Below are 12,566 nucleotides of genomic sequence, written 5' to 3'. Positions count from 1 at the left end.
TCGGGTAGGCTTGGGTAGCAGCCCAATGCACTCTTTTGGGCTGCCCGCATTCGAACCAGGAGAATTTGTGACCGCTGACCTCGTTATCGTCGGGTCGGGCTTCTTTGGCCTGACAATCGCTGAACAGGCCGCCACTGAGCTGGGCTTGAAGGTCGTGGTCCTTGACCGCCGGCACCACATCGGCGGCAATGCCTACAGCGAAACTGAAGAGCAGACCGGGATCGAGGTGCACCGCTACGGCGCACACCTGTTCCACACCTCGAACGAACGGGTCTGGGAGTACGTCAACCGCTTCACTACCTTCACCAACTACGTCCACAAGGTGTACGGCGTGCACAAGGGCGAGGTGTACTCCCTGCCGATCAACCTGGCCACCATCAACCAGTTCTTCCGCGCGAACCTCACCCCGGGCCAGGCACAGGCCCTGATCCAGGAGCAGGCCGGCGAACTCGCAGGCACGGACCCGCAGAACCTCAACGACAAGGGCATCCAGCTGATCGGCCGCCCGCTGTATGAGGCATTCATCAAGCACTACACGGGCAAGCAGTGGCAGACCGATCCCAAGGATCTGCCAGCCGGCATCATCTCCCGGCTCCCGGTGCGCTACAACTACGACAACCGCTACTTCAACGACAAGTACGAGGGCCTTCCGACCAACGGCTACACGGCCTGGATCGAGAAGATGGCCGAGCACCCCAACATCGAGGTGCGCCTGAACACGGACTTCTTTGACGAGACACACGAATACTCCAAGGACAAGGTCGTCGGGAAGATCCCCGTGGTCTACACGGGCCCGGTCGACCGCTACTTCGACTTCGTCGCCGGGGATCTTTCCTGGCGCACCATCGACTTCGAAGAGGAAGTCCTGGACGAAGGCGATTTCCAGGGCACCTCCGTGGTGAACTACAACGACTCCGACGTCCCGTTCACGCGCATCATCGAGCCGCGCCACTTCCACCCCGAGCGCGGTTACCAGACGGAAAAGACCGTCATCATGCGCGAATTCTCGCGATTCGCGGAGAAGGGCGACGAGCCCTATTACCCGATCAACACCCCGGAGGACCGCGAGAAACTCCTCAAGTACCGCGACCTCGCCGCGGCGGAGAAGGACGTCCTCTTCGGCGGCCGGCTCGGCACCTACAAGTACCTCGACATGCACATGGCCATCGGGTCCGCCCTGTCGATGTTCGACAACAAGATCCGCCCGCACTTCGAAAGCGGCGCGGGCATTGAAAGCGGAGGAGTGGACGCGTGAGCGCCGAAACCCATCGCGGGCAGTCCGGCGTCGACGGCGGCCCCGAATGGGTCACCCTGCAGAGGGTCATCTTCCCGGAACATTCGGAGATGGACACCGCGCCGCTCTACGTTGACATGGGGACCGCCGCGGGCACGCCGGCGCCCACCGAGCAGGAAGCCAGGAAACAGGGCAGGCGCCCGGTCCGCCTGAGCTCGCAGGCGCGGGAAGCCCATGCCGAGGACTTCATCGGCCGTTGCTCCACGCGAGTGCGGCCCGGCGAACGGGTCTCCTTCGGAAGCTACTTCAATGCCTTCGCCGCCGGCTACTGGCGGAAGTGGACCACGCTCAGCCGGGTCCGCCTCAGCGTCAGCACCCGCGGCGAGGGCACGATCGTCGTCTTCCGTTCCAACGCGAAGGGCGCCCTGCTGCAGCAGAAGAGCATCCCCGTCTCGGGGGAGCGGACATCCATCGTGGAACTGGACCTGCTCCCGTTCGGCGACGGCGGCTGGTACTGGTTCGATCTGGTTGCCGGCCGCGGTGAACTGCTCATGGAGTCCGCCGAGTGGCAGGCGCCGGGCCCGGCACCTGCCGCCGCGTCCGTGACCCTGGAAATCACCACCCTCAACAAGACCTCCTTCTGCCTGAGCAACCTTCGCCTGCTCGCGGCGCATCCTGAGTGCCTCGACCACGTCAGCGAAGTACTGATCGTGGACCAGGGCACTGACAAGGTTTCGGCCGCCACGGGCTTCGAGGAAGTGGCCAAGGACCTGGGAGGAAAGCTACGGATCATCGAGCAGTCCAACCTGGGCGGTTCCGGCGGTTTTTCGCGGGGCATGTTCGAAGCCTGCGGTAACGGCAGTGACTACGTCCTGCTCATGGACGACGACATCGTGATCGAACCCGAGAGCATCACCCGCCTCCTGACGTTCGCCCGGTATTGCCGCAAACCCACGATCGTCGGCGGCCACATGTTCGACCTGCACCACAGGACTGCCCTGCACACCTTGGGCGAGATCGTGAACCCGCAGCGGATCCAGCCGGACCAGCCCTACGCGGAGATGGAACTGGGGCACGACTTCCTCATTTCCAACCTGCGCCAGACGCCCTGGATGCACCGCCGCGTGGACGTCGATTACAACGGCTGGTGGATGTGCCTGATCCCCACCTCGATCATCCGGGAGATTGGGCTTTCGATGCCCGTCTTCATCAAGTGGGATGACGTGGAGTTCGGGCTGCGCGCCAAGGCACACGGATACCAGACCGTCAGCCTGCCGGGCGCCGCCGTCTGGCACATTTCCTGGGGCGACAAGGATGACCTGGTCGGCTGGCAGGCCTACTTCCACAACCGGAACCGGCTCATGGTCGCCTTGATGTACAGCCCCTTTGCCAAGGGCGGCCGTGCACTGCTGGGCGCCCTTTTCGCCGACCTCAAGCACACGCTTTCCATGCAATACGCCACGGCGAAGGGACGGGTGTGGGCGATGGAGGACCTCCTCAAGGGTCCGGACGCCCTGCACGGCATGCTGAACACCACCCTGCCGCGGATCCGTGCGATGCTGGCCGAACACAGCGACACGGTGTACCTCAGCGACCCCGACGACTTCCCGACGGCCCAGAAGGAAAAGACCCTCGGCGGAAGTGCGGCTGTGGCGGGCCGTCCTTCCCTGAAGACCCTCCTTCCCTGGGGCGTGAAGACGCTGCGCAAACAGCTCTTCACGGACGTTTCCGCCGAGGATGCCGCCCGGCCGCAGGCCCGGATTTCGCACCAGGACAACAAGTGGTGGACCGTATCCCAGTTCGACTCGGCGATCGTCACCAACGCCGAAGGAACCGGTGCCTCCTGGTATGTCCGGAACCCGCAGCTGGCCAAATCCCTGCTGACCGCGGCCGCGGCGTCGATGGTTCAGCTGGTCCGCCGTTGGGACGGACTCTCCGCGGAGTACAAGGCCAAGATGCCGGCCCTTTCCTCCATGGACAGCTGGTCCAAGACCTTCGCCGAGCACACCATCTCCGACAGCCGGGACAGAAACACCCAGGCCTTGGGGGAGCGAGGATGACCTCCCTGCTGGACACCCCCCTCGTCCGGCCGGGCATTGGGCAAGGACTCAAGGACGTCTTCCACCGCCGGTACCTGCTCAAGCTGCTGGTCCGCAAGGAGATCAAACTCCGGTACCGCGGCTCCGTGCTGGGCGTCATCTGGTCCTACGTCAAGCCTGCCATCCAGTTCGTGGTCTTCTACATCGCCATGGGCGTGTTCCTCGGCCTGAACCGCAACGTCGGCAACTACGCCGTGTACCTGTTCTCCGGCATTGTGCTGATCAACTTCTTCACAGAAGCCCTCAACAACGCGGCCAAGTCGATCGTGTACAACAGCGGCCTGATCAAGAAGATCTTCCTGCCGCGGGAACTCTTCCCGGTGGCCTCGGTCTTCGTCTCGGCGGCCCACTTCTTTCCCCAGCTCGTGGTCCTGCTCATCGGGTGCCTCCTGACCGGCTGGCAACCCACACCCCTCGGGGTCCTCGCCGGCTTCGCAGGGTTCCTGGTGCTGGCCATGCTGTCGGTCGGGCTCGGCCTGTTCTTTAGTTCGGTCAACGTGTACTTCAGGGACTCCGAGAACTTCGTCGAGATGATGCTGATGGTCGCCACCTGGGTTTCGCCGGTCATGTACCAGTGGACGATGGTGCACGAGCGGCTGGGGGACTTCTGGTTTGCCGTCTACCAGGCGAATCCGGTCACGGTCGGTGTGGAACTGTTCCATTACGCGTTCTGGTCAACGACGTCGGGTGGTGACGCCGCGCTTGCCGCGCCGCCCCAGCTTTTCGAGCTTTGGCTCCCGGTTGCCCTCGTCGTCTCGGCCGCGGTGCTCGCCCTCGGACAGTTCACGTTCCGCCGGCTCGAAGTCAAGTTTGCGCAGGAGCTGTAGTGTCCGAGCTTTCCCCCATTACCGTCGAGATCAAGGGCATCAGCAAGCAGTTCGTCCTGCGCCACACCCGCTCCATCAAGGAAGCCCTCATCTGGTTCCTGAAGGGCCGCAAGGGAGACCTTTCCGCCAAGTTCCACGCCCTGCAGGACGTGAGCCTGGACATCCGCCAGGGCGAAACCGTTGCCCTGCTCGGCTTCAACGGCTCCGGAAAATCCACGCTCCTCAAGCACATCTCGGGAGTCATGACTCCGGACGAGGGGACCGTGCGCACGCGCGGCCGGGTGGCCGGCCTGATCGAGGTGGGCGCAGGATTCCACCCAGACCTGTCGGGACGTGACAACGTCTACCTCAATGCCGCCATCCTGGGCATGTCGGAAACTCAAATCAAGGAACGCTTCGACTCGATCGTCGAGTTCGCCGAAATCGGCGAGTTCATCGACACCGAGGTGCGTTTCTACTCCTCCGGCATGTACCTGCGCCTTGCCTTCTCCGTGGCCGTCCACTCGGACCCTGAGGTCTTCCTTGTGGACGAAATCCTCGCGGTCGGCGATGAGCCGTTCCAGCGGAAGTGCCTGGAGAAGATCCAGGAACTCTCGGATGCAGGACAGACGCTCGTGGTGGTGAGCCACGACCTGGACCTCGTTCAGCGCGTGTGTTCGCGGGGCATCCTGCTCGAACACGGCCGGGTGCTCAAGGACGGGCCAAGCCACGAGGTCGTCGAGTTCCTGCGCTCACGCAGCAAACGATGACCCAGCAGTCTCCGACGCTCGCCGCCGCCAGGCCCGCGGCCCCGGAACCGGGAACGAAGTTCCGCACGGACATCCAGGCGCTGAGGGCACTCGCCGTTGCCGCCGTCGTCGTCAATCACCTCTGGCCCCGCCTCCTTCCCGGCGGATTCGTGGGTGTGGACGTCTTCTTCGTGATCTCGGGCTTCCTGATCACGAGGCATCTTGTGGAGGAACTCCGGGGGACCGGACGGGTCCGGCTCGCGGTGTTCTATGGCCGCCGGATGCGCCGACTGCTACCCGCCGCCCTGCTGGTGGCCGCCGGCAGCCTCGCGGCGTCGTGGATCATCCAGCCATACTCGCGCTGGCTTGACGTCGCGTGGGAGACCCTCGCCGCCGTCTTCTATGGCGAGAACTGGCTCCTTGCGGCCAAGTCCGTGGACTATTCGGCCGACCATGAGATGGCGACCCCGGTGCAGCACTACTGGTCGCTGTCCGTGGAGGAGCAGTTCTACCTCGTGTGGCCGCTGATGCTCGCGGGCGCGTTCCTGCTGGCGCTGCGACTGCGGAAGGCCCCGCTGACCTTCCTGACGGCGGTGATGGGAACGGTGTTTGTCCTTTCCCTGGCTTACAGTGTCTACTTCACGGTGGCCAGCAAGAACGAGGCCTATTTCGTCACTACCACCAGGGCGTGGGAGTTCGCCGCCGGCGGCCTCATCGCCCTGGCCACGTTCGCCCTTGCAGGAGGCGGTTCGGCCGGAGACGGCGCACCCGGACGCGGTGCACTGGCCCGCGCCGCACGGCATCCAGCCGCCCGGCTTTGGATGGGGCTGCTCGGCGGGGCCGGCGTGGCCGCACTGGTGCTCTCGCTCGTTTTCTTTGACGAACAAACCCTGTTCCCGGGGGCCACGGCGCTCCTCCCGGTCCTTGGCACCGGAGCCATCGTCCTGTCGGGCTCGGTGCTGGGGCGAAGCGCACTGCCCGCCGTGGGGTTCCGGCCAATCCAAGGCCTGGGGGACATCTCGTATTCCCTCTACCTGTGGCATTGGCCGCTGATTGTCCTCGCGGTGCCGCTGCTTGGCCATGAGCTGCGTACGCGCGAGAAACTCGCCATCGCAGCGGTTTCCGTCGTCCTGGCCGTGCTGACCAAGCGGTTCGTGGAAGACCCGGGCCGGGCCCGGCTGTTCCGGAACCGGAAACCCAGGGTCAGCATCCTCGCCGGTTTCGGGGCAATGGCCGTCGCGGGCGTCCTGTCCTTCGCGATGCTGCTCTCCGCCGGGCATGCCGAACAACTCGAACAGCAGCAGTTGGCCCTCCTCGCAAAGTCGCCGTGCTACGGCGCCGCGAGCCTGGGAGACGGCGTTTCGTGCCCGGAGAGGTACGGTCCGCCGAACGCGCTGAACATCGGCAAGGCCGAGTCGCCGTACTTTGCCGTATCCGGCTGCCGTGCGGCGAAGGACCAGATCCGGGTCCAGGGCATTGCCTATCTGCAGGACTGTGACTATTCCGGGGGGAAGAAGGACGCCAAGACGGTCTGGTTCATCGGGGACTCGCACGCTGAACACTGGAAGGTGGCGTTCTTCGACCTCGCCCGGAAACAGGGCTGGAAGGTCCGCCTGAGCCTCGCAGGCGGATGCTCGCTGGCCGACGTCCGCAGGGTCGCCTTCATGGATGCGCCCCGGCTGGACGCCCAAAGCCAGTCAAAGTGCCTGGACTGGAGCGGACAGGTCTCGGACAGGATCATGGAGCAGCGGCCCGACCTGGTGGTCGCGTCGACCTTTTCGGTGAAGGAAACGATCGACGACGGAACCGGCCGCGACCAGCTAAGCCAGTACCGGTCCTCCGTGGAGCGCCGGATCGCGAAGTGGGGCAACAACGGTACGCGGGTGGTCATGATCCGTGACACTCCGCTGACTCTTGGCAAGAGCACGCCCACCTGCGTGATCAACAACAAGGGCAACGCCCTGGCCTGCGCCACGGAGCGGCGGAAAGCGCTCGTCGCCGATCCGACGGCGAAGGCCGTCGCGGAGCTCGGGCACCCCAACCTCAAGGTGCTGGACCTGTCGGACCAGTTCTGCGACGACGCCCGCTGCTATGCGGTGACCGGCGGGCTTTTCGTGTTCTTTGACAACAATCACCTGAGCAGGAGTTATGTTGAAAGCCTTGCCCCGGTCTTCGAGCAAAGGCTGCTCAGCCTTGCGCGGGGAGCGTAGGCCTGCGGGCCACGAACGGAAATGCCGATATTGATGATGGGAAACGAGAAATGACGTCCGGACCCGAACGCGCGAGCACCAGCCGCCGTGCCTTCCTCGTCCTTGCAGGCCTGGCGCCTCTGGCTTTGGGAGCCTGCTCCGCCGAGAAGAAGGACACGGTGGAGGTTACGCCGTCGGATGCGGGCTTCCCCAAGAACATCACCCATCGCTTCGGGACCACCGTGTTGAAGACCCGGCCGTCCCGGATCGTCGCGCTGGGGGCGGCGGAGGCCGAGACTCTGGTCTCCCTGGGCCTGGTGCCGCTGTCCCGCCCCACGGCGGACACCACCGCGTGGTACCGGGCCGGTTTGCGGATTCTGGGCCCCGCCGAGACCCCGCAAACGTACGACGACGGCCGGCAGCTTACCGCCTCGCTCTTCACCGAACTGGAACCCGAAGCTTTCCTCTCGGTAGGCAACCGGCTGAGCCGTGAGGAATACGAATCGCTGTCCGCCCTTGCGCCCGTGATTCTCGCACCGGACAGCGTGGCGGCCGAGGACTGGGAACCCGTGACCGGGTTCATCGCCGATGTCACCGGACTGCAGGATGCGGCCAAGCCACTGGTCGAGGAAGCCCGCGAGGACATTAGCGAATCCGTCGAGGACTACCCTGACCTGAAAGGCGCCACTGCGTTGTTCGTCTCGGCGTCCTCGGCCTCCGGGTCCGACCTGGTCCTCGCGGTGCAGGACTCGGCGCCGGCCGCGTTCTTCGCTTCCCTCGGGCTTTCCGCCGCACCCGGGCTCAGCGGCCTCGCCAAGGGTCTGAAGCCCGCGTCGTCGCGGTTCCCGCAGGGCATGGTCTACCTTCCGAGGTCCCGGGCCGCGGAGTTGAGCGCGGACGTGCTGGTGGTGAACGTCCCCTCGGGGGACTTCAACAACTACCGGGCCAACAAGGCACTGAGCCGCGACTTCCCGGATTTCGGGGCCGGTACTGTCTACGTGATTTCAGGGGACGAAGCCGTGGCCCTGCAGCGGCAGTCCATGCGCGGCGCCCAGTGGGCGGCCCGCAACATCGTTCCCGAACTGGCCAAGTCCGTGTACAAGTCCCGGCAGGCCTGAGCACCGAAACGCGATCTCTTCCGACACGGAGCATATGAAAGGAGGCGGGACATTGTCCCGCCTCCTTTCATATGCCCATCTCCGGTCAGCCGCAGGCGGTGACCCGGAAGAGCCTGGCCTTCCCGACCTCCTTGACGAGTTCCACTCCCGGGGCGGAGTCGTCGGCCAGGTCGCGGGTGCCTTCCAGGGGCTCGCCGCGGGGTGTCATCTCCTGGTCGGCGAAATCCAACGCCCAGTAGGCGCGCTTTTCCTTGATCACCGGGCACACGGTGGGGTTATAGGCCGCCTCGCTCCAATGCTCCATCAGGAGGCGTTCACTGTCGCTGCGTGCACCGAGGATGTGGGGCGCGATGACGTGCCGGCCCGAGAACGCGTACGCCATGGACGCACCCGTGCGGGGGTTCCCGACGATCATGTCGCTTTCCGGGACTATCCCGGCGAGCTGTTTCATCAGTGTCAGTTCGTCAACCGTGACGAGGCTCGAATCGGTCCGGGTCTCGAAGGTGGTGGACAGCCGCTGCTGCACGTTCGCCAGCGTGCCGCCCTGGCCTGCGATGCCGACGACGAGGACGACGACGGCGGCAGCGGCGCTGGACGCCGTCGGGCCCTGCAACCGGGCAGCCAGCCCCCGCAGAGGCTGCAGGGGGCTCCTGCGTGCAGGGCCGTCGTGCGCGGCCGCTGCCCAGTGGGAGAGCAGCGGTCCGAGGCGGCCGATGATCCAGTCCAGGCCGAGCGCCGCCACGGGCAGCGTCACCAGGGGAAGCATGGCTGCGAAGCGGTTGCTGTCGGAGTACCAGACCCCGGTCATGAAATACCGGAAGGTGCCGATCGGCCAGGCGGAAACAATCAGGTAGAGCACGGCGGCGATGCCGAACATGCCAAGGCTCCACCAGTGCTTCCGGAAGCGCCGGGCAATGACGTAGAGGCCGGCGATGGTGAGCAGGAAGATGATCCATGCGACCGTGGTGCCCATGGGTGCGCTGCCCAGGATCTCGCCGAGGGCCTGAGCATTGGTCTGGAAAGGCGCCCAGCTGGCGGCGCTCTGCGGGGGCCGCGCGACGATCCACACGCCGAGGGTGCCTACCGCGTAGACGACGGCGGCGAGGGTCCACAGGAGGAACGCCCGGCTGCTGAGTTCCCCGCGGTACCGCCGGGCGACGGCGCGGACGTACACCCCGATGATGGCGGGGCTCGCGAACACCAGGAGTGCGACGAAGGCGCTGGGGTGGGTGAGCGCCACACCGGGCACGGTGGCCACCAGGAGGACGATCGCGTGCCCGTTGAGCTTCAGCTGGCCGGAGCGGATGCCGCTCGCTTCGATGGTCAGCGCCAGGACCACCGGAAGCATCGTCAGCGCCGCGTGGTTCGGATAGAGGATCCCGAAAGCAACCATCAGGTACGGGAAGCTGCTGAACCCGGCGGACAGCACGCCGGCGCCCAGCAGGGTCAGCGGGCGGGAGCCGACGATCCGGGTGACCAGGAAGAGGGAGGCCAGGGGCCAGACCACTGCGGCGTAGAGGATGGATCCCCAGTTGACGGCGACGGTGATGGCCTGCCCGCCCGACATCAGGACGAGGGCGAGGAGCGCGTGCATCCCGGCGGGGTAGAGGCCCTTCGACGTTTCCGTCAGGTTCCCGAGGGTCAGGGTGTTCGCCGATTGGGTGTCGGCGATGTACCGGACCGCGTTCAGGTGGTAGACGTTGTCGAAGGTCTCCGAGAAGGACTCAGGGGTGCCGAAGCCCGCCATGTAGCGCGCACCGATGATGACCGCCGGCACCAGCACGGCAAGCAGGACGATGGCCTTGTTGACCGGCGTCCTCGGGTAGACGCCGCGGTCCGGGTCGGGGAGTTCCAGGCGGCTGTGCGCTGCCCCCCTCCTGCGCAGCAGGGCGCGCACGGCGGTCACGAGGGCCACCAGCACTATGGTCAGGGCAACCACGGTCAGCGGATTGAACGGGATCCGCACAAAGCCGAAGATGATGCCGGCCGAGGCGACCACAGTGGTTGTGACCGGTACGGCCAGTACTGCCAGGCCCGCGCCCCGTACGCCGGCGGTCCACAGCAAAGCCAGGCCCGGGACGAAGAAAACGAGGACGGCGATTCCGAGCGTGGGGAGGGTTTCCCACCAGGACATAGATCAACTCCTAAACGTCAACGCAAGACTACTAGGCCTTGCTGGGAGTTGGTTCGCGGCGGCGGCAACGCGCCGGACGGCAACCGTGAGGGTCACCTCTCCTTGATACAATCCACAATCATGGGTAATTCACGGCGTTCTGGCGTTCTCATTGTCATGCCAGCATGGAACGAGGCAGAAGCTATCGGAAACACCATCCGACATGTGCGTGACGTCGTACCCCAGCACGATGTGCTCGTCGTGGATGACGGATCCAAGGATGACACTCCCCGGATTGCGGAGCAGGCGGGCGCCACGGTGCTGCGGCTGCCGTTCAATCTTGGTGTGGGCGGGGCCATGCGGGCGGGCTTCAAGTACGCGCTCCGGCACAGGTACCACGCGGTCATCCAGGTGGATGCGGACGGGCAACACGACCCGCACGACATCGACCGGGTTTTGGCCGGGCTGGAGCATTCGGATATTTCCATCGGTGCCCGTTTCGCCGGCCGGGGCAGCTACGGAGCGAAGGGCCCGCGCCGCTGGGCGATGTTCTTCCTCGCGAAAGTCATCTCCGCCGTCGCCCGCACGCCGTTGACGGATGTCACGTCCGGGTTCCGCGCCGCCAACGAGCGCGCCATCCGCCAGTACATTTCCCATTTCCCCACCGAATACCTTGGCGACACCATCGATTCCCTCGTGGTCGCCATCAAATCGGGGTGCAAGGTCACCCAGGTTCCCGTGGAGATGAAGGAACGCCAGGCAGGCACCCCGAGCCAGGGGCCGGTCAAATCCTCGATCTACCTGGCGCGGTCAGGCCTCGTCCTATGCTTCGCACTTGCCCGGCGCCGGACTCCCCGGGCCGCGGAACTGCATGCACCACTGTCAGGCGACATCGCCGGAGAGGGAAGTGTCTAAGGCATGACTGTCGCCGCTTCACTGGTTTTTTCCATCTTCATGGTCATCGTCGTCCTGGTCATGCTCCGGAACGGACGGCTTCGCGAGAAGTACGCCATTCTGTGGCTGGTCATCGGCGGGCTCACGATCATCCTGGGGCTCTTTCCCCGGCTCCTCAACTGGGCGGCAGCCCTCGTTGGAGTCGTTGTTCCGTCCAACCTGCTGTTCGCGTTGTCGATCCTTTTGCTGGTGGGCGTGAGCTTGCACGTTTCGCGGGAATTGACCATTTTGGAAGATGAAACCCGGATCCTGGCCGAAGAGGTCGCCATTCTCCGTTCCTCCGTGGAGCAGCTCCAGCGGGGAGCACACACCGAAGCCGTGGTTCCGGATACCGGTTCACCCACGCAGACAAGCCTTCAAGCGAGAGAAGAAGACAAGTGACGATTGATGTAATGCTGCCGTACTACGGCGACGTGGCAATGATGAAGGCCGCCGTGGATTCCGTGCTCGCCCAGGACGACCGCGATTTCCGCTTCACGATCGTGGATGACGGCTACCCGGACGAGAGCCTGCCCGAATACTTCAACGGCCTGGTCGCCGCCGATGAGAGGGTCCGTTACTACCGCAACGAGGAGAACCTCGGAGCGAACGGCAACTACAAAAAGTGCATCGGGCTCGTGGAGCACGAGATCGTCGTCATCATGGGAGCGGACGACATCATGCTCCCGAACTACATCAGCACCGTGCGGAAGGCCTTCGAGGACCCCACAGTCAGCATCGTGCAGCCCGGCGTCGAGGTCATCGACGAAAACGGTGCGGTGTACGAGCCGCTCGGCGACAAGGTCAAGAGCTTCCTGCGGCACCGGCTCGTCGGCAAGGCCTCCGAAGCCATCGTCTCCGACGAGGCCATCGCAGAGAGCCTGCTGGTGGGCGACTGGCTGTACTTCCCGTCCGTGGCCTGGCGTGCCGACGCCGTCAAGACCCACGATTTCCGCCCGCAGTACAACGTGGTGCAGGACCTGGCGCTGGCCATCGACATCATCCTGCACGGCGGACGCATGGCCGTCCTGGACACGGTGTGCTTCCAGTACCGGCGCCACCGTGAGTCGGACTCCTCCGTGCGTGCCCTCGACGGACGCCGTTTCGCGGAGGAACGTGCCTTCTTCGACGAGTGCGTGCGCGACTTCACGGCCAAAGGCTGGAAGGACGCCGCCCGCGCCGCCCGGTGGCACCTGACCTCCCGCCTGAACGCCGCCTCACTGACCCCCAAGGTGATCTCGAAGGGCATGTGGCCCGGACTGCGGAAGCTCGCGGCCCACGCCGTCCGTCCCTGACACCCCACGGAGATGCGCCGCCGGAGGCCC

General features: G+C 65.2%; 10 protein-coding genes. 9 read left to right on the top strand and 1 reads right to left on the bottom strand.

What is annotated here, in order from left to right:
• The first annotated feature begins 67 nt into the window (after nt 1-67).
• From glf to BLP88_RS07430, 6 genes are all read left to right on the top strand, one after another.
• The gene (glf, locus tag BLP88_RS07455) at nt 68-1,255 is read left to right on the top strand and encodes a UDP-galactopyranose mutase (protein ID WP_074588166.1); all 1,188 of its coding nucleotides are present in this window, start codon (nt 68-70) and stop codon (nt 1,253-1,255) included.
• 89 nt (nt 1,256-1,344) lie between these two features.
• Nucleotides 1,345-3,294, top strand: a complete 1,950-nt coding sequence (locus BLP88_RS07450) for a glycosyltransferase (protein ID WP_139163337.1) — start codon at nt 1,345-1,347, stop codon at nt 3,292-3,294.
• Nucleotides 3,291-4,160 carry an ABC transporter permease gene (locus tag BLP88_RS07445; RefSeq protein ID WP_074588163.1) on the top strand — a complete coding sequence of 290 codons (870 nt, stop codon included), beginning with the start codon at nt 3,291-3,293 and terminating at the stop codon, nt 4,158-4,160. The genes BLP88_RS07450 and BLP88_RS07445 overlap by 4 nt, the downstream gene beginning before the upstream one ends.
• Nucleotides 4,160-4,909 (top strand): ABC transporter ATP-binding protein, encoded by a 750-nt coding sequence (locus tag BLP88_RS07440; protein WP_074588162.1) that lies wholly within the window; start codon nt 4,160-4,162, stop codon nt 4,907-4,909. Before BLP88_RS07445 ends, BLP88_RS07440 begins: the two co-directional genes overlap by 1 nt.
• Nucleotides 4,906-7,098 carry an acyltransferase family protein gene (locus BLP88_RS07435; protein WP_074588160.1) on the top strand — a complete coding sequence of 731 codons (2,193 nt, stop codon included), beginning with the start codon at nt 4,906-4,908 and terminating at the stop codon, nt 7,096-7,098. Before BLP88_RS07440 ends, BLP88_RS07435 begins: the two co-directional genes overlap by 4 nt.
• Before the next feature lie 50 nt (nt 7,099-7,148).
• Nucleotides 7,149-8,195, top strand: coding sequence for a TroA family protein (locus tag BLP88_RS07430; protein WP_074588159.1), 1,047 nt, complete (start codon nt 7,149-7,151; stop codon nt 8,193-8,195).
• Nucleotides 8,196-8,280: 85 nt separating this feature from the next.
• Here the strand turns inward: BLP88_RS07430 and BLP88_RS07425 are convergent, their stop codons facing one another.
• Entirely contained in the window at nt 8,281-10,329 is a 2,049-nt protein-coding gene (locus tag BLP88_RS07425) for a DUF6541 family protein (RefSeq protein WP_074588158.1), read from the bottom strand.
• A gap of 156 nt (nt 10,330-10,485) precedes the next feature.
• Here BLP88_RS07425 and BLP88_RS07420 point away from each other — a divergent pair, with 156 nt between their 5' ends.
• The 3 genes from BLP88_RS07420 to BLP88_RS07410 are packed head-to-tail and all read left to right on the top strand — an operon-like array spanning nt 10,486 to nt 12,536.
• Nucleotides 10,486-11,223 carry a glycosyltransferase family 2 protein gene (locus tag BLP88_RS07420; RefSeq protein ID WP_139163327.1) on the top strand — a complete coding sequence of 246 codons (738 nt, stop codon included), beginning with the start codon at nt 10,486-10,488 and terminating at the stop codon, nt 11,221-11,223.
• Between the two features lie 3 nt (nt 11,224-11,226).
• On the top strand, nt 11,227-11,643 hold the full coding sequence (locus BLP88_RS07415; RefSeq protein WP_074588155.1) for a DUF2304 domain-containing protein: 417 nt from the start codon (nt 11,227-11,229) through the stop codon (nt 11,641-11,643).
• On the top strand, nt 11,640-12,536 hold the full coding sequence (locus BLP88_RS07410; protein WP_074588154.1) for a glycosyltransferase family 2 protein: 897 nt from the start codon (nt 11,640-11,642) through the stop codon (nt 12,534-12,536). Before BLP88_RS07415 ends, BLP88_RS07410 begins: the two co-directional genes overlap by 4 nt.
• Nucleotides 12,537-12,566: the final 30 nt, after the last annotated feature.

The sequence above is a fragment of the Arthrobacter cupressi genome (genome assembly GCF_900099975.1).
Classification (GTDB): Bacteria; Actinomycetota; Actinomycetes; order Actinomycetales; family Micrococcaceae; genus Arthrobacter; species Arthrobacter cupressi.
The sequence above is the reverse complement of the archived record's forward strand: the minus strand, read 5'-3'. Positions and strand labels throughout refer to the sequence as shown.

Excerpts from the sequence above, each read along its gene's own strand:
- BLP88_RS07415 (WP_074588155.1), top strand. The coding sequence starts at position 11,227 with ATGACTGTCGCCGCTTCACTGGTTTTTTCCATCTTCATGGTCATCGTC.
- BLP88_RS07425 (WP_074588158.1), bottom strand. The coding sequence starts at position 10,329 with ATGTCCTGGTGGGAAACCCTCCCCACGCTCGGAATCGCCGTCCTCGTT.
- BLP88_RS07435 (WP_074588160.1), top strand. The coding sequence starts at position 4,906 with ATGACCCAGCAGTCTCCGACGCTCGCCGCCGCCAGGCCCGCGGCCCCG.
- BLP88_RS07450 (WP_139163337.1), top strand. The coding sequence starts at position 1,345 with ATGGACACCGCGCCGCTCTACGTTGACATGGGGACCGCCGCGGGCACG.
- BLP88_RS07445 (WP_074588163.1), top strand. The coding sequence starts at position 3,291 with ATGACCTCCCTGCTGGACACCCCCCTCGTCCGGCCGGGCATTGGGCAA.
- BLP88_RS07420 (WP_139163327.1), top strand. The coding sequence starts at position 10,486 with ATGCCAGCATGGAACGAGGCAGAAGCTATCGGAAACACCATCCGACAT.
- BLP88_RS07430 (WP_074588159.1), top strand. The coding sequence starts at position 7,149 with ATGACGTCCGGACCCGAACGCGCGAGCACCAGCCGCCGTGCCTTCCTC.